The 23241-nt window shown below is 68.0% G+C and carries 24 protein-coding genes; 16 read left to right on the top strand and 8 right to left on the bottom strand.

Annotated elements, in window-relative coordinates; all coding sequences use genetic code 11:
- Positions 1-39 precede the first annotated feature (39 nt).
- Together QZM15_RS05805 and rmuC are read left to right on the top strand one after the other, a co-directional pair.
- Complete coding sequence (locus QZM15_RS05805; protein WP_302106033.1) at positions 40-1029, top strand: D-glycerate dehydrogenase; 990 nt, start codon at positions 40-42, stop codon at positions 1027-1029.
- Positions 1026-2501 carry a DNA recombination protein RmuC gene (rmuC, locus tag QZM15_RS05800; RefSeq protein WP_302106032.1) on the top strand — a complete coding sequence of 492 codons (1476 nt, stop codon included), beginning with the start codon at positions 1026-1028 and terminating at the stop codon, positions 2499-2501. The genes QZM15_RS05805 and rmuC overlap by 4 nt, the downstream gene beginning before the upstream one ends.
- A 90-nt stretch (positions 2502-2591) precedes the next feature.
- Here the strand turns inward: rmuC and QZM15_RS05795 are convergent, their stop codons facing one another.
- The 6 genes from QZM15_RS05795 to QZM15_RS05770 form a co-directional block, all read right to left on the bottom strand.
- Positions 2592-3077, bottom strand: a complete 486-nt coding sequence (locus tag QZM15_RS05795; protein WP_089464629.1) for a GNAT family N-acetyltransferase — start codon at positions 3075-3077, stop codon at positions 2592-2594.
- Positions 3074-3349 (bottom strand): hypothetical protein, encoded by a 276-nt coding sequence (locus QZM15_RS05790; protein WP_006476519.1) that lies wholly within the window; start codon positions 3347-3349, stop codon positions 3074-3076. The genes QZM15_RS05795 and QZM15_RS05790 overlap by 4 nt, the downstream gene beginning before the upstream one ends.
- A 39-nt stretch (positions 3350-3388) precedes the next feature.
- The gene (glp, locus tag QZM15_RS05785; protein WP_099316196.1) at positions 3389-4687 is read right to left on the bottom strand and encodes a gephyrin-like molybdotransferase Glp; all 1299 of its coding nucleotides are present in this window, start codon (positions 4685-4687) and stop codon (positions 3389-3391) included.
- Positions 4688-4798: 111 nt separating this feature from the next.
- The gene (mobA, locus tag QZM15_RS05780; protein ID WP_302106031.1) at positions 4799-5416 is read right to left on the bottom strand and encodes a molybdenum cofactor guanylyltransferase MobA; all 618 of its coding nucleotides are present in this window, start codon (positions 5414-5416) and stop codon (positions 4799-4801) included.
- 29 nt (positions 5417-5445) lie between these two features.
- Positions 5446-6558, bottom strand: a complete 1113-nt coding sequence (gene moaA, locus QZM15_RS05775; RefSeq protein WP_302106030.1) for a GTP 3',8-cyclase MoaA — start codon at positions 6556-6558, stop codon at positions 5446-5448.
- 132 nt (positions 6559-6690) lie between these two features.
- Positions 6691-9849 (bottom strand): Rne/Rng family ribonuclease, encoded by a 3159-nt coding sequence (locus tag QZM15_RS05770; protein WP_302106029.1) that lies wholly within the window; start codon positions 9847-9849, stop codon positions 6691-6693.
- Between the two features lie 721 nt (positions 9850-10570).
- Here QZM15_RS05770 and QZM15_RS05765 point away from each other — a divergent pair.
- Genes QZM15_RS05765 through QZM15_RS05750 form a run of 4 tightly spaced genes read left to right on the top strand, consistent with a single transcriptional unit; the run spans position 10571 to position 13643 of the window.
- Entirely contained in the window at positions 10571-11575 is a 1005-nt protein-coding gene (locus QZM15_RS05765; RefSeq protein WP_060313221.1) for an RluA family pseudouridine synthase, read from the top strand.
- A 5-nt stretch (positions 11576-11580) separates the two neighbouring features.
- Positions 11581-12240, top strand: a complete 660-nt coding sequence (locus QZM15_RS05760; protein WP_059638269.1) for an HAD-IA family hydrolase — start codon at positions 11581-11583, stop codon at positions 12238-12240.
- Positions 12237-12638: a Rieske 2Fe-2S domain-containing protein gene (locus QZM15_RS05755; RefSeq protein WP_302106028.1), complete on the top strand. Its 402-nt coding sequence runs from the start codon at positions 12237-12239 to the stop codon at positions 12636-12638. The genes QZM15_RS05760 and QZM15_RS05755 overlap by 4 nt, the downstream gene beginning before the upstream one ends.
- Before the next feature lie 12 nt (positions 12639-12650).
- Positions 12651-13643 carry a S49 family peptidase gene (locus tag QZM15_RS05750; protein ID WP_059574015.1) on the top strand — a complete coding sequence of 331 codons (993 nt, stop codon included), beginning with the start codon at positions 12651-12653 and terminating at the stop codon, positions 13641-13643.
- Between the two features lie 69 nt (positions 13644-13712).
- Here QZM15_RS05750 and QZM15_RS05745 read toward each other — a convergent pair whose 3' ends face one another.
- Together QZM15_RS05745 and QZM15_RS05740 are read right to left on the bottom strand one after the other, a co-directional pair.
- The gene (locus QZM15_RS05745) at positions 13713-14435 is read right to left on the bottom strand and encodes an SAM-dependent methyltransferase (RefSeq protein ID WP_059574014.1); all 723 of its coding nucleotides are present in this window, start codon (positions 14433-14435) and stop codon (positions 13713-13715) included.
- A complete protein-coding gene (locus QZM15_RS05740; protein WP_302106027.1) occupies positions 14432-15064 on the bottom strand; it encodes a Maf-like protein in 633 nt (210 codons plus the stop codon). The genes QZM15_RS05745 and QZM15_RS05740 overlap by 4 nt, the downstream gene beginning before the upstream one ends.
- A 221-nt stretch (positions 15065-15285) precedes the next feature.
- On the opposite strand from QZM15_RS05740, the gene QZM15_RS05735 reads away from it, so the two are divergent.
- The 10 genes from QZM15_RS05735 (at position 15286) to rpoE (ending at position 23177) form a co-directional block, all read left to right on the top strand.
- On the top strand, positions 15286-15921 hold the full coding sequence (locus QZM15_RS05735; RefSeq protein WP_059638276.1) for a DUF177 domain-containing protein: 636 nt from the start codon (positions 15286-15288) through the stop codon (positions 15919-15921).
- A 98-nt stretch (positions 15922-16019) separates the two neighbouring features.
- Complete coding sequence (rpmF, locus tag QZM15_RS05730; RefSeq protein WP_006051932.1) at positions 16020-16199, top strand: 50S ribosomal protein L32; 180 nt, start codon at positions 16020-16022, stop codon at positions 16197-16199.
- Positions 16200-16328: 129 nt separating this feature from the next.
- Positions 16329-17435: a phosphate acyltransferase PlsX gene (gene plsX / locus QZM15_RS05725; RefSeq protein WP_060313235.1), complete on the top strand. Its 1107-nt coding sequence runs from the start codon at positions 16329-16331 to the stop codon at positions 17433-17435.
- Positions 17436-18425, top strand: coding sequence for a beta-ketoacyl-ACP synthase III (locus QZM15_RS05720; RefSeq protein ID WP_006476506.1), 990 nt, complete (start codon positions 17436-17438; stop codon positions 18423-18425).
- 85 nt (positions 18426-18510) lie between these two features.
- Complete coding sequence (gene fabD, locus QZM15_RS05715; protein WP_059574321.1) at positions 18511-19443, top strand: ACP S-malonyltransferase; 933 nt, start codon at positions 18511-18513, stop codon at positions 19441-19443.
- Positions 19444-19479: 36 nt separating this feature from the next.
- Positions 19480-20229 carry a 3-oxoacyl-ACP reductase FabG gene (gene fabG / locus QZM15_RS05710; protein ID WP_059574010.1) on the top strand — a complete coding sequence of 250 codons (750 nt, stop codon included), beginning with the start codon at positions 19480-19482 and terminating at the stop codon, positions 20227-20229.
- Positions 20230-20373: 144 nt separating this feature from the next.
- A complete protein-coding gene (gene acpP / locus QZM15_RS05705) occupies positions 20374-20613 on the top strand; it encodes an acyl carrier protein (RefSeq protein WP_004197638.1) in 240 nt (79 codons plus the stop codon).
- Between the two features lie 164 nt (positions 20614-20777).
- Positions 20778-22010, top strand: coding sequence for a beta-ketoacyl-ACP synthase II (fabF, locus tag QZM15_RS05700; protein WP_059574009.1), 1233 nt, complete (start codon positions 20778-20780; stop codon positions 22008-22010).
- Between the two features lie 11 nt (positions 22011-22021).
- Positions 22022-22486, top strand: coding sequence for a hypothetical protein (locus QZM15_RS05695; RefSeq protein WP_059574008.1), 465 nt, complete (start codon positions 22022-22024; stop codon positions 22484-22486).
- 91 nt (positions 22487-22577) lie between these two features.
- Positions 22578-23177: an RNA polymerase sigma factor RpoE gene (gene rpoE / locus QZM15_RS05690; protein WP_006490873.1), complete on the top strand. Its 600-nt coding sequence runs from the start codon at positions 22578-22580 to the stop codon at positions 23175-23177.
- Positions 23178-23241 lie beyond the last annotated feature (64 nt).

Here is a 23241-nt window from a genome sequence, read left to right as displayed (position 1 = left end):
ATGCGCGCCGCGATCGGCCCGCGGCATGCGGAGATGGCGATGCAGAAGATCCTGGTCGCGCGTCCGATCTTTCCGGACGTGATCGAACGGCTCAAGCAGTATTTCGACGTTGACTGGAACGATGGCGACGCGCTCGCGCCCGAAGCGCTCGCCGCGCGCCTGGCCGACAAGGACGGCGCGCTGACGGCCGGCGACCCGGTCGGCGCGGCGACGCTCGCGGCGGCGCCGCGCCTGCGCGTCGTGGCGAACATGGCGGTCGGCTACAACAACTTCGACATGGCCGCGTTCAACGCGGCGAACGTGCTCGGCACCAACACGCCTGACGTGCTGAACGAGTCGACCGCCGATTTCGGCTGGGCGCTGATGATGGCCGCCGCGCGCCGGATCGCCGAATCCGAGCACTGGCTGCGCGCCGGTCACTGGCAGAAGTGGGCGTACGACGGTTTCCTCGGCGCCGACATTTACGGCTCGACGCTCGGCGTCATCGGCATGGGCCGCATCGGCCAGGCGCTCGCGCGCCGTGCGCGCGGCTTCGGGATGCAGGTGATCTATCACAACCGGTCGCGGGTCGCGGCCGAGATCGAGGCCGAGCTGAATGCCGAATACGTGTCGAAGGAGGCGCTGCTCGCGCGCGCCGACCATGTCGTGCTCGTGCTGCCGTACACGAAGGAGAACCATCACACGATCGGCGCGGCCGAGCTCGCGAAGATGAAACCGACGGCGACGCTGACCAACATCGCACGCGGCGGGATCGTCGACGATGCGGCGCTGGCCGCCGCGCTGCGCGACGGGACGATCGCCGCGGCCGGCCTCGACGTGTACGAAGGCGAGCCGACCGTGCATCCGGCGCTGCTCCAGGTGCCGAACGTCGTGCTGACGCCGCATATCGCGAGCGCGACCGAAAAGACCCGCCGCGCGATGGCCAATCTCGCCGCCGACAACCTGATCGCCGCGCTGGGCGAGGGGCCGCGTGCGGGGCAGCCGCCGAATCCGATCAACCCTGACGTGATCGGGAAGCCGCGCGCATGACGATGACGTTGTTGCTTGCGGCGGTCGTCGTGCTGGCCGTCGCGCTCGCGGTGGCGATCGTCGCGCTCGTGCGCGGCGGCCGCCACGACGATGCGGCCGTGCTCGGCGATCAGATCGAGGATGCCGCGCATGCGCAGGCGCGTGCCGTCGAGCGGCTCGAACGCGAATTGCGCGGCGAGATCGTCGAAAGCGCGCGCGGCTCGCGTACCGAGCTGGCCGGCAGCTTCGCCCAGTTGCAGCAGACGCTCGCCGCGCAACTGACGAGCGTGGCGACCGTGCAGAACAACCAGATCGAGGGCTTCGCGCAGCAGCTCGGCAAGCTCGTCGCCGGCAATGCGCAGCAGTTCGACGCGATGCGCGAGAGCCTGCAGCGGCAGGCGCAGCAGGCGCGCGAGGAACAGACGGGCGCGCTGCGGCTGTTCGGCGACACGCTGCACCGGCAGCTCACGCAACTGACCGAGGCGAACGATCGCCGCATCGGCGAGGTGCGCGCGACGCTCGAACAGCGGCTGAAGGAAATCGAGACGAACAACGCGGCGAAGCTCGAGGAGATGCGCCGCACCGTCGACGAGAAGCTGCACGCGACGCTCGAGCAGCGGCTGGGCGAATCGTTCAAGCTCGTGTCGGACCGGCTCGAACAGGTCCATCGCGGGCTCGGCGAGATGCAGACGCTCGCGGCCGGCGTCGGCGACCTGAAAAAGGTGCTGACCAACGTGAAGACGCGCGGCACCTGGGGCGAAGTGCAGCTCGAGGCGCTGCTCGAACAGATGCTCACGCCCGACCAGTACGCGAAGAACGTCGCGACGGTGCCGAAGAGCACCGAGCGCGTCGAATTCGCGATCCGGCTGCCGGGGCGCGAAGCCGGCACGCGCGACGCGCCGCCGGTGTGGCTGCCGATCGACGCGAAATTCCCGCGCGAAGACTACGAGCGGCTGATCGACGCGCAGGAGCGTGCCGACGCGGTGGCCGTCGAGGAAGCGGCGCGTGCGCTCGAGGCGCGGGTGCGGATGGAGGCGCGCACGATCGCCGAGAAGTATGTCGCGCCGCCGCACACGACCGATTTCGCGCTGCTGTTCCTGCCGACCGAGGGGCTCTATGCGGAGATCCTGCGCCGCCCGGGGCTGACCGACCTGCTGCAGCGCGACTATCGCGTGACGGTCGCCGGGCCGACCACGCTGACCGCACTGCTGAACAGCCTGCAGATGGGGTTCCGCACGCTCGCGATCGAGCGGCGCTCGAGCGAGGTATGGCAGGTGCTCGGCGCGGTCAAGACCGAGTTCGGCAAGTTCGGAGACGTGCTCGCGCGCACGAAGGCGCAGCTCGAAACGGTCACGCGCTCGATCGAGTCCGCCGAGCAGCGCACGCGCGTGATGAGCCGCAAGCTGAAGCAGGTCGAGGCGCTGCCGGGAGAGACGGCGGCCGGGCTGCTCGGCGCGGAAGGGGCTGACGGCGCGGATGCGGACGACGCGTGACGCACGTCGTCGATAGCCGTCGGATAGAGAAAACGGGCGCTGCGGCGCCCGTTTTCCTTTGCGGCGATCGCCGGCGCGGCCGGTGCGCGCTCAATGCGCGGCGAGCGTGTCGAGCGCGTCGCCCGTCACGCGAACGATGCGCCATTCCGGCAGCACGGTCGCGCCCATCTTCTCGTAGAAATCGATCGCCGGCTGGTTCCAGTCGAGGACCGACCATTCGAAGCGCCCGCAGCGGCGCTCGACGGCGAGCGCCGCGAGATGACGCAGCATCGCGGTGCCCAGGCCCGTGCCGCGCTGCGACGGCTGCACGTACAGATCCTCGAGATAGAGCCCGCGGCGGCCGAGGAACGTCGAATAGTTGTGGAAGAACAGCGCGTACGCGACGATCGCGCCGTCGCGCTCGGCAACCAGCGCTTCGGCGGCCGGGCGCTCGCCGAACAGCGCGTCGGCCAGATCGGCTTCGGTCGCGACGAACAGCGCCGTGAGCTGCTCGAACTCGGCCAGCTCGCGCATCAGCGCAAGGATCGCGCCGACGTCGCGCGGGTCGGCCGCGCGGATCAGCGGCGTGCCGCTCACGCTTCCTCCGGCGGATCGGACAGCACGATCTCGATGCCGCCGAAGCGCGACGCGACCCAGTTGTACGCGTGGCACGCGATCCACAGCAGCACGAAGCCGAGGATCGCGTTCAGCAGCAGCGCGCTCAGGATCGTGCTCAGTTCGACCATCCCGTAGCGGATGTACGCGACGAGAATGCCGAGCAGCACGATCGGTACGCTGAACGTCAGGTAGACGAGAATCAGCGCCTTCGCGGTCTGCCCCGCGGCGATCGACGAGATTTGTTTCTTCATGTGCGAATTGCCCCCGTAGAAATATACCGATAGTGGAATTCAGATCAGGCCGTCGAGCGGCAGGATGTCGACCGGGGCGCCCGCGTCGACTGCCGCGGTATCGTGGCCCAGGACGATGAAACAGTTGGCGGCGGCAAGACCGCTCAGCGACGCGGAGCTTTGCGATCCGGCCGGTGCGACGTGCCATTGGCCGTCGGCGGCGCGCGTCGCGATGCCGCGCAGGTATTCGGTGCGGCCGGGACGCGTCTTCAACGGCTGCGTGCTGCGTGCCGTGTACATGGCCGGCGGTGGCGTCCGTGCGCCGGCCAGCGTCAGCAGCGCGGGGCGCACGATTGCGTGGAACGTCACGGCGGATGCGACAGGATTGCCGGGCAACCCGAAGAACAGCGCGTGTCCGGCGCCGTCGGCCGCGCGTGCGAGCGTGCCGCATGCGAGCGGCCGGCCGGGCCGGAGCGCGAGGCTCGCGAACATCACGTCGCCGAGCCGCGCCATCACGTCGCGCGTGAAGTCGGCTTCGCCGACCGACACGCCGCCCGACGTGATGACCGCATCGGCCTGCGCGGCGACGGCGTCGCGCAACGCGGCTTCAAGCGCGGCCGGGTCGTCCCGGACGATCCCGAGGTCGATCGCGTCCACGTGCAGCCGTTCGAGCATCGCGATCAGCATCCCGCGATTGCTGTCGTACAGCGCGCCGCGGCCGAGTGGTTCGCCGGGCTCGCGCAACTCGTCGCCGGTCGAGAACACGGCGACGCGCACGCGCCGGCGCACCGTGACGTCGGCGATGCCGAACGACGCGAGCAGGCCGAGATCGGACGGCCGCAGGATGCGGCCCGCGGCGAGCGCACAGGCGCCGCGCGCGAGATCCTCGCCGGCTTTGCGGCAGTTCGCGCCGCGCGTGACGTCGTGCGTGGCGAAGCGGATCGTGTCGCCGTCGACGCGCACGCGTTCCTGCGGAATCACCGTGTCGCATCCGGCCGGCATCGGCGCGCCCGTCATGATGCGCACGCATGCACCGGCCGCCACGGCGCCGTCGAACGGATGGCCGGCGAACGCGGTGCCGGCGACCGCCATCACAATCTCGCCCTGCGCCGAGGCGAGCGCCGTGGCGCTCCCGTCGAACGCATAGCCGTCCATGGCCGAGTTGTCGTACGCGGGAATGTCGAACGGCGCGCGCACGTCGGCCGCGAGCACGCGGTCGAGCGCATCGCGCAGTGCCACCGTGTCGCACGCGTCGACGGGCGTCGCGAAGCGGCACGCGAGCGCCTGCGCGTCGGCGAGCGACAGCGGGGCGTCGGGGTCGGGTGCGGTTCGGGAGGCGGGCGAGGATTGCGTGATCATCAGTCGGACTGCGCCGCGAGGCGTATCGGGTTCGTGGCCGGTGGCGCGAGGAGGGTGCCTGGGCGCGGGTGTCGCGTGTGGCGGGCGCCGGGCGGGAACGGCACGGGGCCGTCAGCGGCGGGCCAGCGCGGCGAGTTCCTGCCAGGAGTTGGCATTGTAAAACGCACGCTCGTCGCGAAACTCGACTTCGACCGTCTTGTGGCGTGCGTACCACGCACGCACCTTGCGGTCGCCGGCCGCGAGCCGGGTGGCCAGATCGTCGGCCAGCGACGTGCGCAGCAGCGCGAACGTCGGCTGCGGCGAGGGCATCCGCTGCGCGTCGACGGTGACCGCCATCGCGATGTCGGCCTGCTGAGCGTCGAGCGCCGCATGCAGCCGTGCGACGAGGTCGGCGGGCAGATAGGGCGTGTCGCACGGCGAGCACGCGACCAGCGGCGCGCGCGCCGCGCGCATGCCGGCGAGCAGGCCTGCGAGCGGCCCGGGGAAGTCAGGGGTTTCATCCGCGACGATCCGCGCGTCGAACGGCGCACCGAGTTCGGCATAGCGATCGGCATGACGATTCGCGCTGATCAGCGTCTCGTCGACCTGCGGCGACAGCCGGCGCAACACGTGCAGCGCGAGCGGCGTACCGTCGAGCAGTTGCAGGCCCTTGTCGACGCCGCCCATGCGCGTGGCGCGTCCGCCCGCAAGCAGCAGGCCGGCGATCGACGTGGAGGCGGGAGCGGGCATCGTGCGAAGGCGGAAAGGGGCGGCGTGCGTCAGCCGCCGATATACGACATTTCGACGCGCTTGCCCGCGCCGTCGGGCGCGGCGGCGGCCGATGCGCTGCCGCGCAGTTGCGAATAGCGGTCGGTGCGCGCCTGCCAGATGCGGGCGATCGCGGTCGCGATCTCGGCATCGCTCGCGCCGCCGCGCACGAGCGCGCGCAGGTCGTGGCCGGCCGACGCGAACAGGCAGAGGTACAGCTTGCCTTCGGTCGACAGCCGCGCGCGCGTGCAGTCGCCGCAGAAGGCCTGCGTGACGCTCGAGATCACGCCGATCTCGCCGCGGCCGTCCGCATAGCCCCAGCGCTGCGCGGTTTCGGCCGCCGTGTGCGGCTCGAGCGGCACGAGCGGGAAATGTTCGGCGATGCGCGCGACGACGTCCGCCGACGGCAGCACCTCGGTCATGTTCCAGCCGTTCGACGTCCCGACGTCCATGTATTCGATGAAACGCAGGATCACGCCGGTGCCGCGGAAACGCTCGGCCATCGGCAGGATCTCGCTGTCGTTGGTGCCGCGCTTCACGACCATGTTGACCTTGACCGGCGCGAGGCCGGCGGCCTGCGCGGCGAAGATGCCGTCGAGCACGTCGGCGCTCGCGAACTCGGCATCGTTCATGCGCTTGAACAGCGTATCGTCGAGCGCATCGAGGCTGACCGTGACGCGCGTGAGCCCGGCGTTCTTCAGTGCGCGCGCCTTGCGGGCGAGCAGCGAGCCGTTGGTCGTCAGCGTCAGGTCGAGTGGGCGGCCGGCGTGCGTCGTCAGGCGCGCGAGGCGCTCGATCAGGAATTCGAGGTTCTTGCGCAGCAACGGCTCGCCGCCCGTGATGCGGATCTTCTCGACGCCGTGCGCGACGAAGAGCCGCGCCACGCGCTCGATTTCCTCGTGCGTGAGCAGCGCGCTGTGCGGCAGGAACGGGTAATCCTTGTCGAAGACCGCGCGCGGCATGCAGTACACGCAGCGGAAATTGCAACGGTCCGTCACCGAAATGCGCAGATCGCGCAGCGGCCTGGCGAACGTGTCGGCCAGCGTGCCGTCGGGGGCATGCGCGACGCCGGAGACGTCCGGCATCCCGCTGACGTCGGCGAGAGGAATGATGCGTCGGGACATGTTGAAAGAAGTACGAGCCAGACCGCTATTTTAGCTGCAACCGGCTGACGGGGCCGGTGAGCGGAAACCCGCAGCGCGGACGTAAAAAAGCCCGCCGGAAGGCGGGCTTTTCCTGGTCGGGCGATGCGCCGTTCAACGGTGCGTCGTTTCGACCTGCTGCATCGGGGCCGTATCGACCGGCGGCAGCACCTTGCGTTCGCGCGGCACGCGGGCCGGACGCGGGAGCCGCGACGCGGCTTCCTGCGCGGCCGCGAACTTGTCGGCGTCCGTGTTCACCCAGACGAGACCGGCCTGCTCCAGCACGACATCCAGGCTTGCCGACGCGGGCGCGGCTGCCGGTTGTGCGGGGGCGGGAGCCGGTGCCGGTGCCGGTGCGGCGACGGCCTCGGCCGGCGCAGGCGCAGTTTCGACCGGCGCCTCGACCGCCACCGACGCGGCTTCGATCGCCACGGCGGCCGGTGCGGCTGGCTCGACGGCCGCGGCTTGCGGTGCCTCGACAGCGGCCGCAGCGGCAGCCGGCACTTCGAACGCATCGGTCGGGGACACCGCGACCGGCGTCGGGCCCGCTTCCGCGGCCACCGGTGCTGCGACCGGTGCCGGTTCTGCTGCCTCGACGGCGACGACGGGCTCGACCGGTGCGACCGGCGCCGCTTCGGCGTGTGCCGGAGCCGGCTGCGCTTCGACAACGGCCGGTGCGGCCTGCTGCTCGGCGACGGCTTCGACGGCGACCGCGCTGGCCACGGCCGCGACGACAGCCGGTGCGGCCGTGTAAGCCGGTTCGGCTGCGACCGGGGCGGCCGGCGTCACGGTTTGCGCTGCGACTTCGCCATCTGCGCCTTGCTCGGCCTGGTCGACGACCGCGCCGTCTTCCTCGCGCTCGCGACGACCGCCGCGGCGGCCGCGACGGCGACGGCGGCGTTCTTCGCCGTCACGCGCACCGGCTTCCGCATCGGCTGTGAGGTCCGCGCCGGGCAGGGCTTCTGCCGCGGCCTTGTCGGTTTCCGGTTCCGGATGGTTTTCGCCACGGGTGACGGTTTCGAGCGTGGCCGCATGCTGGGTCGGCTTGCGGCGTTCGCCGCGCTCGCGACGCTCGCCGCGTTCCTGGCGCTCGCCACGACCGCCTGCTTCGACGCCTTCCGGCTGTTCGGCACGCTCGCGCGGCTCGCGGTTCTCACGCGGTTCGCGCGGCTCACGGCCTTCACGCGGCTCGCGGCCTTCGCGCGGGCCACGGCCCTCGCGACCTTCGCGGTTTTCACGACCTTCGCGGCCGTCGCGACCCTCTCGACCTTCACGCAGCTCACGGCCCTCGCGCGGCTCGCGGCCTTCACGCGGTTCGCGCACTTCCTTGCCTTCGCGCTCCTGGCGTTGCGGCTGGCCACGGCCGGCAGCCGCCTGGTCGCGGCCGCCTTGCGCCTGCTGGGCGCCGCCGCGACGGTTGCGATTGCGATCGCCGCCGCGCTGCTCGGTCTTTTCGGTGCGTTCGCGAGCCGGACGGGCTGCCTGCTCCTTCGCCGGTGCCGGCGTGGCAACCGGTGCGGGCGCCGGTGCCGGCGACACGCCGAACAAGCCCTTCAGCCAGCCGATGAAGCCGCCGCTTGTCGCCGCGACAGGCGCGGGCGCGGGCGCTGGAACCGGCTCGACCGCGCGCTGCGGGGCCGGGCTCGGCGCCGGACGCTCGGGTGTGATGCCCTTGACCGCGGCTTCCTGCTTCGGCTTCACTTCGGCCGCGCGCTTGCTGTAGCCGGTTTCCGACTCGAGCTCGCGTGCCGCTTCCTCGGCCATCTTCCAGGATGCGCGCGGATCGTCGAGGCGCGCGTCGTCGTGACGCAGGCGCTCGAGCTTGTAGTGCGGCGTATCGAGGTGCTTGTTCGGGATCAGCACGATGCCGACCTTGAAGCGCGACTCGATCTTGTTGATTTCCTGACGCTTTTCGTTCAGCAGGAAGGCGGTCACCTCGACCGGCACCTGGCAATGGATCGCCGCGGTGTTTTCCTTCATCGCTTCTTCCTGAATGATCCGCAGGACTTGCAGCGCGGACGATTCGGTATCGCGGATGTGGCCGGTGCCGTTGCAGCGCGGGCACGTCACGTGGCTGCCTTCCGACAGCGCCGGACGCAGGCGCTGGCGCGACAGCTCCATCAGGCCGAAGCGGGAGATCTTGCCCATCTGCACGCGCGCACGGTCGTGCTTGAGCGCGTCCTTCAGGCGTTGCTCGACTTCGCGCTGGCTCTTCGCCGATTCCATGTCGATGAAATCGATCACGATCAGACCGCCGAGGTCGCGCAGGCGCAACTGGCGGGCGACTTCGTCGGCCGCCTCGAGGTTCGTGCGGGTGGCCGTTTCCTCGATGTCCGCGCCCTTGGTCGCGCGGGCCGAGTTCACGTCGATCGCGACGAGCGCTTCGGTGTGGTCGATCACGATCGCGCCGCCGGACGGCAGCGGCACCGTGCGGGAGTACGCGGTTTCGATCTGGTGCTCGATCTGGAAGCGCGAGAACAGCGGCACGTCGTCGTGATAGCGCTTCACCTTCGCGACGTTGTCCGGCATCACGATGTCCATGAACGCACGGGCCTGATCGTGGATTTCGTTCGTGTCGATCAGGATTTCGCCGATATCGGGCTGGAAATAGTCCCGGATCGCGCGGATCACGAGGCTCGATTCCAGATAGATCAGCATCGGCTGGCCGGCGTTGCCGCTTTGCGAGGCGGCCTCGATCGCGCGCCACAGTTGCAGCAGGTAGTTCAGGTCCCACTGCAGTTCCTCGGCGCTGCGGCCGATGCCCGCGGTACGGGCGATCATGCTCATGCCGTCCGGAATCTGCAGTTGCGCCATCGTTTCGCGCAGTTCCTGGCGCTCGTCGCCTTCGATCCGGCGCGACACGCCGCCGCCGCGCGGATTGTTCGGCATCAGCACGAGGTAACGGCCGGCGAGCGAGATGAAGGTGGTGAGGGCGGCGCCCTTGTTGCCACGCTCTTCCTTCTCGACCTGGACGATCAGTTCCTGGCCTTCGCGCAGCGCGTCCTGAATGCGCGCGGAGCGCATGTCGACGCCGTCCTTGAAGTACTGGCGCGCGACTTCCTTGAACGGCAGGAAGCCGTGGCGGTCTTCGCCGTAGTTGACGAAGCACGCTTCGAGCGACGGCTCGATACGGGTAATGACCCCTTTGTAGATATTGCCTTTGCGCTGTTCGCGCCCGGCGGTTTCGATGTCGATGTCGATGAGCTTTTGCCCATCGACGATGGCGACGCGCAGCTCCTCCTGCTGCGTCGCATTGAACAGCATGCGTTTCATGAACGGCTCCAGGCGGCTCCGCTGCCGACGCCTCGCGGTTGTCAGGCGCGAGGGCGGGAACGACGGCAGGCCGCACCTTGTTGTGTTGTCACGAGCACGCTGGAGCGGGAACGCTGGCGGGGAGAATTGCCTGAAGAGGCGCTTGGGCCCGAAAGACGGGGCCGGCGGCCATAGGGCACCTGCGAATACGGCTTCAAAGCACGGCGTTCACACACCGCACGCTGCAAAAGCGCGCTAAGCCTGATCCGGGCATCGCCACGGGCGCGCGCAATGCGTCGCGCGCGCCGACGGGCGGCAGATGCTGCGGCTTGGGCCGCAGCGGGGAGTATCGAATCCAGCCCGACTTTCCCGCTTGGGGTGTACTTCCCTGGTTTGACGTCGCCAAGCCCCGCACGCTTCGCGGGGCCAAATCGGGCGCAACGCCGTAATTTTCGCAACCGGCAGCCTGCGGACGCACTTCGCGCCGTCAGGCTGCCGATCGAATTCTTTTCAACCAACTTTCCGTTACCGCGGCGCCTTGCCGACCGAATCCGCCTGTGGGCGAGATCCTTGCCGACGGGCGGCGCCGTGCGTGCAACTTGCTGCATCTCTTTGATCAGGGGCGAGCAGCGGACCCCCGGCGCAAGTAAAATAGCGGTTTGCGCTTGCGCCTTGCCCGATTCAGCCGGGGCCGGCCGGTCAGGCCACCCACAACGTCAGGCTGGGCAAAATTATATTCAGTATGAATGAGTTAGGCAAAATATCCCAGAATTCGGTCGCAAGCGGCCAGGTATCGATGATCGAGATCGACGAAAACTCGGCCGGTCAGCGCATCGACAACTTCCTGTTGCGCGTCTGTAAAGGCGTGCCGAAAAGCCATATTTACCGGATCCTCCGCAGCGGCGAAGTGCGCGTCAACAAGGGCCGGATCGACGCGCAGTACCGCCTCGAGCTGGGCGACCTCGTCCGCGTGCCGCCGGTGCGCGTGGCGGCGGCCGACCTCGCGCGCGCCGACACGCCCGTCGTGCCGCCCGCGAATTTCGACGTGCTGTACGAGGACGACGCGATGCTCGTGATCGACAAGCCGGCCGGCGTCGCGGTCCACGGCGGCAGCGGCGTCGCGTTCGGCGTGATCGAGCAGATGCGTCAGGCGCGCCCGCGCGCGAAATTCCTCGAACTCGTGCACCGGCTCGACCGCGAGACGTCCGGGATCCTGATGCTCGCGAAGAAGCGTACGGCGCTCGTCGGGCTGCACGAGCAGATCCGCGAGAACCGGATGGACAAGCGCTACTTCGCGTGCGCGCACGGCGAATGGCAGCCCGACTGGGGGCGCCGCCGCGCGGTGAAGGCGCCGTTGTTCAAGTATTCGACCCCGGAAGGGGAGCGCCGCGTGCGCGTGCAGGACGACGGGCTGCCGTCGCATACGGTGTTCAACCTCGTCGACCGCTGGTCCGACTATGTGCTCGTCGAAGCGGAACTCAAAACGGGGCGGACCCATCAGATCCGGGTGCACCTCGCGCATCTCGGCCTGCCGATCGCCGGCGACGCCAAGTACGGCGATTTCGCACTGAACAAGGCGCTGGCGCGCGCGAACGCGCAGCCGTCGCTGAAACGGATGTTCCTGCATGCGCACCGTCTCAAGCTCGCGCATCCGCTGACCGGCGAGGCGCTGCAGTTCGATGCGCCGCTGCCGGCCGAATGCCGGCGCTTCCTCGATCAACTCACCGCATTGCGCGATACCGCCTGAACCGCATGGCCCGACAGCAATTTGACCTGATCGTCTTCGACTGGGACGGCACGCTGATGGATTCGACCGCGCACATCGCGCACAGCATCCAGGCCGCGTGCCGCGATCTCGGCTTGCCCGCGCCGTCCGACGAGGCGTCCCGCTACGTGATCGGCCTCGGCCTGCGCGACGCGCTGCAGATCGCCGCGCCGACCCTCGATCCGTCCGACTACGCGCGGCTGGCCGAGCGCTACCGCTATCACTATCTGCTCGACGACCAGCGCATCGAGCTGTTCGCCGGCGTCCGCGAGCTGCTCGCCGAGCTGCGCGACATGGGTTATCTGCTCGCCGTCGCGACGGGCAAGGGTCGGGTCGGGCTGAATCGTGTGCTCGACCAGTCGAAGCTGACGAGCTGGTTCGACGCGACGCGCTGCGCGGACGAGACGTTCTCGAAGCCGCATCCGGCGATGCTGCACGAGTTGTCGCGGGAATTGGGGCAGGACCTGTCGCGCACCGTGATGATCGGCGACACCACGCACGACCTGCAGATGGCCGCCAGCGCCGGCGCGGCCGGCGTCGGCGTGGCGTACGGCGCGCATACGGCCGATGCGCTGGCGGCGCTCACCCCGCGCTTCGTCGCGCCGGACGTCGGCGCGCTGGCCGCATGGCTGCGGGAGCACGCATGAGCGCGGCGCCGGACGCCGTGCGCGTGTGCGCATCGAGCGCGCTGACCGACGGCGGCGCCGGCGTGCGCGTCGACGCGACGCTGCGCGGCGAGCAGGCCGTCGTGTTCTTCGTGCGCTACGACGGTCGCGCGTACGGCTACCTGAACCGCTGCGCGCACGTGCCGATGGAGCTCGACTGGGCCGAAGGGCAGTTCTTCGAGTCGTCGGGCCTCTATCTGATGTGCGCGACGCACGGTGCGATCTACGCGCCGGATACCGGCAAGTGCGTCGGCGGCCCGTGCCGCGGCGGCCGCCTGCGGCCGGTCGAGGTCGACGAGCGCGACACGCCCGACGGCCGTGCGGTATTCTGGGTGCCCGATACCGATCTGCATCCCGCCACTCCGGCCACGACCGACTGACGACACCACTGCATGACCGATCAACCGAATTCCCCGGATTCCTCCGCCCGTCCCGACAGCCGTGAACCGAGCTGGGAGCGCGCGGCGCTCGAACGGATCGCGCTCGCGGCCGTCAAGGAACAGCGCGCGGCACGGCGCTGGAAGATCTTCTTCCGCTTCGCGTTTCTCGGCGTGTTCGTGCTGTTCGCGTTCGCGCTGATCGATTTCTCGGGCGATTCGAAGCTCTCGTCGAGCGGGCGGCATACGGCGCTCGTGACGATCGACGGCGAGATCGCGGCCGGCGTCAACGCGAACGCCGACGACATCAACACGGCGCTCGACGCCGCGTTCGACGACGACGGCACGGTCGGCGTCGTGCTGCGGATCAACAGCCCGGGCGGCAGCCCGGTGCAGGCGGGCATGGTCTACGACGAGATCCGGCGGTTGCGCGGCAAGTATCCGGACAAGCCGCTGTACGTCGTCGTGACCGACATGTGCGCGTCGGGCGGTTATTACATCGCGTCCGCGGCCGACAAGATCTTCGTCGACAAGGCGAGCATCGTCGGGTCGATCGGCGTGCTGATGGACGGGTTCGGCTTCACCGGGCTGATGGGCAAGCTCGGCGTCGAGCGGCGCCTGCATACGTCGGGCGAAAACAAGGGCTTCTACGATCCGTTCTCGCCGGAAACGCCGAAGATGGACGCACACGCGCAGGCACTGCTCGACCAGGTGCACGCGCAGTTCATCAAGGCCGTGAAGGATGGCCGCGGCAAGCGCCTGCACGAGACGCCCGACATGTTCTCGGGCCTGTTCTGGACCGGCGAGAAGAGCGTCGAGCTCGGGCTCGCCGACGGCTACGGCACGACCGATACGGTCGCGCGCGACGTGCTGAAGGCGCCGGATCTGGTCGACTATACGGTGAAGGAAAGCCTGACGAATCGGGTCGCGCGCAAGTTCGGCGCGGCCGTCGGGGGCGCCGCGATGAAGGCGCTGACGGCCGGCGGCGCGGCGGTCAGCCTGCGCTGACGATCGACGGTACCCGGCGGGCCGCGATGGCCCGCCTTTCATTCAGTCAGCCGATCGCCGGTCGCGGCATCAGTTCGCGAGCAGCAGGAAGATCGCGGGGCGCTTGTGCAGATTCGGCGCGGGCGCCTTTTTCCAGTCCATGACGGTGCGGCTCGCGATCGTCTCGGTCGCGAGGGTCAGATCGGCCGCGACGCAGATCTGCGTCGACGGCGCGCAGGTCGCAACCAGCGTGTCCAGCATCGCGTGATTCCGGTACGGCGTTTCGATGAAGATCTGCGTCTGGCGCGCCTTGCGCGACAGTTGCTCGAGTTCGCGCAGGCGTTTCGCGCGCGCGGCCGCATCGACCGGCAGGTAGCCGTTGAACGCGAAGCTCTGGCCGTTCAGGCCCGACGCCATCAGCGCCAGCAGGATCGAGCTCGGCCCGACGAGCGGCACGACCTTCACGCCGCGCTCGTGCGCGCGGCGCACCAGCAGTGCGCCGGGGTCGGCGACGGCCGGGCAGCCGGCCTCCGACACGAGACCGGCGTCCGCGCCGGCCAGCACGGGCGCGAGCAGCCGGTCGATGGCGCCGGCCGGCGTATTGACGTTCAGCTCGCTGATCTCGATTTCCTGGATCGGCCGCGTCGTACCGATCTTCTTCAGAAACGCGCGGGTCGTTTTCGCGTTCTCGCCGATGTAATAGCCGAGCGTGCCGGCGCGCGCCTGCACGGCGGCGGGCAGCACGGCGGCGAGCATCGATTCGTCGCCTTCGCCGAGCGTGTTCGGGACGAGATAAAGCGTGCCGGCGGTCATGCGCGGTCTCCTCGGGTGGTTGCGAACAACGGGTAGCCGGCGGCGCGCAGCATCCGCGTGAGGGCGATCAGCGGCAAGCCGACGAGCGCGGTCGGATCGTCCGAGTCGATCGCGTCGAGCAGGGCGATGCCGAGCCCTTCGGACTTCGCGCTGCCGGCCACGTCGTACGGCGTTTCCGCGCGCAGGTAGGCGTCGAGTTCGGCCTCAGGCAGCGAACGGAAGCGCACGTGCGTGACGATGTCCTCGACCTGCGCGTCGTCGGTGCGGCTGTCGTACAGGCAGAGCGCGCTGTGGAATTCGACTTCGCGGCCCTGCATCGACATGAGCTGCGCGAGCGCGCGTTCGTGCGTGCCGGGCTTGCCGATCTGATACCCGTCGAAGGTCGCGACCTGATCCGACCCGATCACCAGCACGCCGTCCGGCGCATCGATCGTGGCGGCCACGGCGCGTGCCTTCGCGCCGGCGAGGCGCAGCGCGGTCGCGGCCGGCGTTTCGCCGGCGAGCGGAGTTTCGTCGAGGTCGGGCGACACGACGTCGAACGGCACGCCGAGGCGCTCGAGGAGCGCGCGGCGGTAACGGGAACTGGAAGCAAGAATCAGCCGCGGCGGGCGGCAAACGGTATCCGGCATGGTCGGTTGGATCGGTGAGTCGTCAGGTGTGGCGCGGCGTTGCGCGGACGCAAGCTTAAGTGATTGACCGCAAAAGGTAAAACAGGTATGCTTTCCCGCTTTTCGTCGGCAGGCTTTCGCTGTGGTGGCGCCTGCCGGTCTTCGGAAGCAAGGTACGTCATCCTTCGATGAGCCCGGTGCCAGGCCGGATCCCGCAAGTCAGCCTGTAGGCAGGAGCGCGCATGAACACTTCTTCTGGCAAGCCTGCGGCGGCGCTCGACCCGCACGCGGTCGACCTGTTCGAGTTCGCCCGCAGCGGGCGGCAGGCGGCTGGCGCGGTGCACCTGTCGCAACTGCCGCGCATGTTAAACGAAGTGCCGGCGGACGCGCCAGATCGCGACACGGTGTTTACGTGGCAGGCGGAAGGGTTCACGCAGAAGGAGTTGCAGGACGACGGCACCGACGGGCAGCAGCCGTATCTGCGCCTCGCGGTGCACGGCCATGCGTGGCTCACGTGCCAGCGCTGCATGACGCCGTACGACCAGACGTTCGACGTCGACATGACGTACCGGATCGTCGCGACCGAAGAAGAAGCCGAGGAATTTCCGCTCGACGACGATGAAGCCGATGTGATCGTGGGCTCACGCCAGTTCGATCTCGTCGACTTGATCGAAGAGGAGTTGCTGCTTTCGTTGCCGCTCGTGCCCAAGCACGAGGTTTGCCCGGCAGTTCACGAAAGCCTCGTGTCGGGTGCGAGCGGTCCCGCGGAAGAGACGGACGAGGCGTCCGACGAAGCCGGGGACGAAGGCAAACGGCCGAATCCGTTCGCAGCGCTGCAAGCGTTGAAGAAGGACGGTGACGGCACCAAGAAACACTAAGCAGTCGTGGCGCGGGAAGGCGTAAGGGCTTTGGGCCAGGGTAGTCAAGCGCCGGATCGGGCTGTGTTAGAATCCGGAAAATTATTTAGGAGTTAGTCATGGCAGTCCAGCAAAACAAGAAGTCGCCGTCGAAGCGCGGCATGCATCGTTCGCACGATTTCCTGACGGCAGCGCCGCTGGCAGTCGAGCCGAGCACGGGTGAAGTGCACCTGCGTCACCACGTCAGCCCGAACGGCTACTATCGCGGCAAGAAAGTCGTCAAGACGAAGAACGACTAAGCGTCAAGTCACGCGTTGCGCGCTACGCTCGCCGTTCGCGTGACAACTGGTTCGCTTGACACTTTCCTGGCTCAACGAAAAGGCGGCATTCAACTGCCGCTTTTTTGTGCCTGAAATTCGTCGCATTCCATGACCGTAAAGCTCACAATCGATTGCATGGGAGGCGACCACGGCCCGTCCGTGACCGTTCCCGCGGCAGTCAAGTTCGTCCGCGCGCATCCCGATGCGCACCTGATGCTCGTCGGCATCGAAAGCGCGATTCGCGCTCAGCTCAAGAAGCTGAAAGCCCTCGACGATCCCGCGTTGACCATCGTGCCCGCCACCGAAGTCGTGGCGATGGACGACCCTGTCGAAGTGGCGCTGCGCAAGAAGAAGGATTCTTCGATGCGCGTCGCGCTCAACCAGGTCAAGGAAGGCGCGGCGCAGGCCTGCATCTCCGCCGGCAATACCGGCGCGCTGATGGCCGTTTCCCGTTACGTACTCAAGACGCTGCCCGGCATCGAGCGGCCCGCGATCGCGTTCGCGCTGCCGAACCCGACCGGCTACACGATGATGCTGGACCTCGGCGCGAACGTCGACTGCGAACCGCAGCATCTGCTGCAATTCGCGGAGATGGGACATGCGCTCGTGGCCGCGCTCGAAGGCAAGGAGCGCCCGACGATCGGCCTCTTGAACATCGGCGAAGAGGTCATCAAAGGCAACGAGACGATCAAGCGCGCAGGCGAGCTGCTGCGCGCCAGCACGCTCAACTTCCGCGGCAACGTGGAAGGCAACGACATCTACAAGGGCACCGTCGACGTGATCGTGTGCGACGGCTTCGTCGGCAACGTCGCGCTGAAGACGTCCGAAGGGCTCGCGCAGATGCTGTCGGACATCATCCGCGAGGAGTTCGGCCGTTCGCTGATGTCGAAGCTGATGGCGCTGCTCGCGCTGCCCGTGCTGATGCGTTTCAAGAAGCGCGTCGACCACCGCCAGTACAACGGCGCGGCGCTGCTGGGGCTGAAGAGCCTCGTGATCAAGAGCCACGGTTCGGCCGACGCCTACGCGTTTGAGTGGGCGATCAAACGCGGGTATGATGCCGTCAAAAACGGGGTGCTGGAGCGCCTCGCGCGCGCGATGGCGGATAATTCAGTGTCGCTCGGCGAGGGCGAACACGACGCGGGCGGCTCGGGCCATGCAAGCCCGGCCCCAGGCCATCACGCCGAACCTTCCGCTGCGCAATCCTCTAAAGCATAAATGGCCCAATCGACTCTCTATTCCCGCGTGCTCGGCACGGGCAGCTACCTGCCGCCCGACCGCGTCACGAACCAGCAGTTGACCGATCGTCTCGCGAAGGAAGGCATCGAGACCAGCGATGAATGGATCGTGGCGCGCACGGGCATCCATGCGCGCCATTTCGCCGCACCGGACGTCACGACGAGCGATCTCGCGCTCGAGGCGTCGCGTCGTGCGATCGAAGCGGCCGGTGTCGATCCGCAGTCGATCGACCTGATCATCGTCGCGACTTCGACCCCCGATTTCGTGTTCCCGAGCACAGCCTGCCTGCTGCAGAACAAGCTCGGCATCAAGAACGGCGGCGCGGCGTTCGACGTGCAGGCCGTGTGTTCGGGCTTCGCGTACGCGATGGCGACGGCCGACAGCTTCATCCGCAGCGGCCAGCACCGTACGGCGCTGATCGTCGGCGCGGAGACGTTCTCGCGCATTCTCGACTTCAAGGACCGCACGACCTGCGTGCTGTTCGGCGACGGCGCGGGCGCGGTGATCCTGTCCGCATCGGAAGAGCCGGGCGTGCTCGGCAGCGCGCTGCACGCGGACGGCAGTTACTCGAACATCCTGTGCACGCCGGGCAACGTCAATCGCGGCGTGATCGACGGCAGCGCGTTCCTGCACATGGACGGGCAGGCCGTGTTCAAGCTCGCGGTCAACGTGCTCGAAAAGGTCGCGATCGAAGCGCTCGCGAAGGCGAATCTCGCGCCCGAGCAAATCGACTGGCTGATTCCGCACCAGGCCAACATCCGCATCATGACCAGCACCTGCCGCAAGCTCGGCCTGCCGCAGGAGCGCATGGTCGTGACGGTCGACCAGCACGGCAACACGTCGGCCGCGTCGATTCCGCTGGCGCTCGACGCCGCGGTGCGCGACGGCCGCATCCAGCGCGGCCAGCACGTGCTGATCGAAGGCGTCGGCGGCGGCTTCACGTGGGGCGCGTCGGTCTTCCGTTTCTGATCCGCGGCGCGCGTTTTTGCCGCGCGCGGATCCCGTCGGCGCGCCGCTCGTGCGCGCCGTCCGCATCGATTCAATTGGGGACGATATGAAATTTGCATTCGTTTTTCCGGGGCAGGGCTCGCAGGCGATCGGCATGCTCAACGCATTCGCCGATCTGGCCGTCGTGCGCGAGACGCTCCAGGAAGCGTCCGATGTGCTCAACCAGGATCTCGGCAAGCTGATCGCCGAAGGTCCGGCCGAAGAGCTGAACCTGACCACCAACACGCAGCCCGTGATGCTGACCGCCGCATACGCGTGCTATCGCGCGTGGCAGCAGGCAGGCGGCCCGGCGCCGTCGATCGTCGCCGGCCACAGCCTCGGTGAGTACACGGCGCTCGTCGCGGCCGGCGCGATTGCATTCAAGGACGCGGTGCCGCTCGTGCGCTTCCGTGCGCAGGCGATGCAGACGGCCGTGCCGGTCGGCCAGGGCGGCATGGCCGCGATCCTGGGCCTCGACGACGACACGGTGCGTGCGGTGTGCGCCGAGGCCGCGGAAGCGGGCGTCGTCGAAGCGGTGAACTTCAATGCGCCCGCGCAAGTCGTGATCGCAGGCAGCAAGGCCGCGGTCGAGAAGGCGTGCGAGATCGCGAAGGCGAAGGGCGCGAAGCGCGCGCTGCCGCTGCCGGTGTCGGCGCCGTTCCATTCGTCGCTGCTCAAGCCGGCGTCGGACCAGCTGCGCGACTACCTTGCGAACGTCGACGTGAAGGCGCCGCAGATTCCGGTCGTCAACAACATCGACGTCGCCGTGCTCAGCGATCCGGCCGCGATCAAGGATGCGCTGGTGCGCCAGGCCGCGGGGCCGGTGCGCTGGGTCGAGTGCGTGCGTCACATCGCGGGAACGGGCGTCACGCACGTGATCGAATGCGGTCCGGGCAAGGTGCTCGCCGGCCTGACGAAGCGCATCGACGGCAACCTGACGGGCGCGTCGGTGTTCGATCCGGCTTCGCTCGATGAAGCGCTCAAGCTCGCGACCGCCTGACGCGGCGCCTTTTCCCAAGCAACGGATATTCGATTCATGGACAAGACTCTCGATAAACAGGTTGCGATCGTGACCGGCGCGTCGCGCGGCATCGGCCGTGCGATCGCACTCGAACTCGCGCGCCTGGGCGCGACGGTGATCGGCACGGCGACGAGCGAATCGGGCGCCGCCGCGATCACCGCGGCGTTCGCGGAAGCGGGCGTCACGGGCCGCGGCGCGGTGCTGAACGTCAACGACGCGGCCGCCGCCGAGGCGCTGATCGATGCGACCGTGAAGGAATTCGGCGCGCTGAACGTGCTCGTCAACAACGCGGGCATCACGCAGGACCAGCTCGCGATGCGGATGAAGGACGAGGACTGGGACGCGGTGATCGACACCAACCTGAAGTCGGTGTTCCGCCTGTCGCGCGCGGTGCTGCGCCCGATGATGAAGGCGCGCGGCGGCCGTATCATCAACATCACGTCGGTGGTCGGCTCGGCCGGCAATCCGGGGCAGGTCAACTACGCGGCCGCGAAGGCGGGCGTCGCGGGCATGACGCGCGCGCTCGCGCGCGAAATCGGCAGCCGCGGCATCACGGTGAACTGCGTGGCGCCGGGCTTCATCGACACCGACATGACGAAGACGCTGCCGGAAGAACAGCAGGCCGCGCTCAAGACCCAGATTCCGCTCGGCCGACTCGGCAGCCCGGAGGACATCGCCCATGCCGTTGCGTTCCTCGCATCGCCGCAGGCCGGTTACATCACCGGCACGACGCTGCACGTGAACGGCGGCATGTACATGTCGTAACGGTTTTCGTTTACCATCCGCGCCGTATCCCGTTTTTCAGGCGGACCGGCGCTTGATCGACCATCAAGCCAACGCGCGTTTTGGCGTCAGCAAACCTGATAAAATGCGCGCACTTGTAAATCTGAACTTTCCCTCGGAGGGGTAATGGACAACATCGAACAACGTGTCAAGAAGATCGTCGCTGAACAACTGGGCGTCGCGGAAGCCGAGATCAAGAACGAGGCTTCGTTCGTGAACGACCTGGGCGCGGACTCGCTCGACACGGTCGAACTGGTGATGGCGCTCGAAGACGAGTTCGGCATGGAAATCCCGGACGAAGAAGCAGAGAAGATCACGACCGTTCAGCAAGCGATCGACTACGCTCGCGCAAACGTCAAGGCGTAAGCGCCTTTCGCGCTTGTCCGCCACGTCGCCGCGATCTTCGCGATTGACGCGCCATCCTGCCGGCTTCGCGCCGGACGGACTAACAGCCACAGGGCTCGCAGGGCTGGTTCCTGTGGCCACTGTGGCTTTTGTTTTTGTCATCCAATAATGGAAAAGAGGTTACCGTGAGCCGCCGTCGTGTTGTCGTTACAGGCCTGGGGCTGATTTCGCCTGTTGGCAATAATGTTGCCGACGGCTGGGCCAATCTCGTCGCCGGCAAGTCCGGTATCGCCACCGTCACGAAGTTCGATGCGTCGAACCTCGCCTGCCATTTCGCGGGCGAAGTGAAGGGTTTCAGCGCCGAGGAGTACATCCCCGCGAAGGAAGCCCGGAACATGGATACGTTCATCCATTACGGCATCGCCGCCGGCGTCCAGGCCATGCGGGACAGCGGGCTGGAAGTGACCGAAGCCAACGCGGAACGCATCGGCGTGCTGGTGGGTTCCGGCATCGGCGGCCTGCCGATGATCGAAGATACGCACCAGACCTACGTCGATCGCGGCGCACGCCGGATTTCGCCGTTCTTCGTGCCGGGTTCGATCATCAACATGATCTCGGGTCACCTGAGCATCATGTTCGGCCTGAAGGGCCCGAACCTCGCGGCCGTGACGGCCTGCACGACCGGCCTGCACAGCATCGGCCTCGCCGCGCGCCTGATCCAGGCCGGCGACGCCGACGTGATGGTCGCGGGCGGCGCCGAATCGACGGTGTCGCCGCTCGGCATCGGCGGCTTCGCGGCGGCGCGCGCGCTGTCGACCCGCAACGACGATCCGGCCACCGCGTCGCGTCCGTGGGACAAGGACCGCGACGGCTTCGTGCTGGGCGAGGGCTCCGGCGTGATGGTGCTCGAAGAGTACGAGGCGGCGAAGGCGCGCGGCGCGAAGATCTACGCGGAAGTCTCGGGCTTCGGCATGACGGGCGATGCGTACCACATGACCGCGCCGAACATGGACGGTCCGCGCCGCTGCATGGTCGCGGCGCTGCGCGACGCCGGCGTGAACCCGGATGAAGTTCAGTACCTGAACGCGCACGGCACGTCGACGCCGCTGGGCGACAAGAACGAGTCCGACGCGGTGAAGGCGGCCTTCGGCGAGCATGCGTACAAGATGGTGGTGAACTCGACGAAGTCGATGACGGGCCACCTGCTGGGTGGCGCGGGCGGCCTCGAATCGGTGTTCACGGTGCTGGCGCTGCACAACAACGTGTCGCCGCCGACCATCAACATCTTCAACCAGGACCCCGAATGCGATCTCGATTACTGCGCGAACACCGCACGTGACATGAAGATCGACGTGGCCGTGAAGAACAACTTCGGCTTCGGCGGTACCAACGGCACGCTGGTGTTCAAGCGCGTCTGACGCTGAATCGCTTGACGAGTCCATTCGATGCTCCGGCCGGGCGTCCGCAGCGCTTTGCGTTGCGGGCCTCGGCCGTGTCGTATTTCGTGCTGGCCGCGTTCGTCGCGTCGGCTGCCGCCTCGGCGTACCTGTTCTGGGCGCCGCGCGCGGGCGCTGCCGCCGGCGCGGGCGTGTCGGCCGTGACGGCTGCACTGCTGGCCGTATGCGCGGTGCGGGCTTGCGCCCGCCGGCTGCCGGCGGAGTTGCGGATCGATGCGTTCGGGGAGATCGCGGCGTTTGGCCGCACCGGGCGCTTGCTGGCCCGCGGCCGCGTGACGGGCCACGCGCACTGGAGCAGCCTGCTGCTGGTGCTGTCGGTCGGGCAGGGCGCCCGGCGCGCCCGGCCGCTGCTGATTCCGGCCGACGCGCTCGATGCCGCGTCGTTCAGCGCGCTGTCGGTGCTGGCGAGAACGGCCGGGGCGGCGGGGCGTGCATGACGACGGCATGGTTACCGACCGTAACCAGCGGCCGGCGCCGGAACGCTACAATAACGCTCCGCGTTGCATCCCTAGTTAACGGATTTGTCAGGTGAGTGAAAAAGAAATCGATCAGGCTCTGGTCGAGCGCGTACAGAAGGGCGACAAGGCGGCGTTCGAACTCCTGGTCTCCAAATACCACCGCAAGATCATTCGGCTGATCTCGCGCCTCGTGCGGGATCCCGCCGAGGTCGAGGATGTGGCCCAGGACGCGTTCATCAAGGCGTATCGTGCGCTGCCGCAATTCCGCGGCGAATCGGCGTTCTATACGTGGTTGTACCGAATTGCCGTCAACACGGCGAAGAACTACCTTGCGACGCAAGGCCGCCGGGCGCCGACCTCCACCGAGGCCGATGCGGAGGAAGCGGAAACTTTCTCCGACGCAGACCAACTAAGGGATATCAACACGCCTGAGTCGATGTTGATGAGCAAGCAGATTGCCGAGACGGTCAACGCTGCGATGGCTCTGCTGCCCGAGGAACTGCGTCAGGCAATCACGCTGCGCGAGATCGAGGGCCTGAGCTACGAAGAGATCGCGGAAATGATGGGCTGTCCGATCGGGACGGTCCGCTCGCGGATCTTCCGCGCGCGCGAAGCAATCGCTGCCAAATTGCGTCCGCTGCTCGATACGCCCGAAGGCAAGCGCTGGTAAGCGCGACGGGCGGAACGACGCGGGTCGGGGTCTAGTTACGGATAGAGTCGTGAAGTCACGACGG

The sequence above is a fragment of the Burkholderia sp. AU44665 genome (genome assembly GCF_030504405.1).
In the GTDB taxonomy this organism is placed as follows: domain Bacteria; phylum Pseudomonadota; class Gammaproteobacteria; order Burkholderiales; family Burkholderiaceae; genus Burkholderia; species Burkholderia semiarida.
Note: the sequence above shows the minus strand (reverse complement) of the source record. Positions and strands in the feature narration are given on the sequence as shown.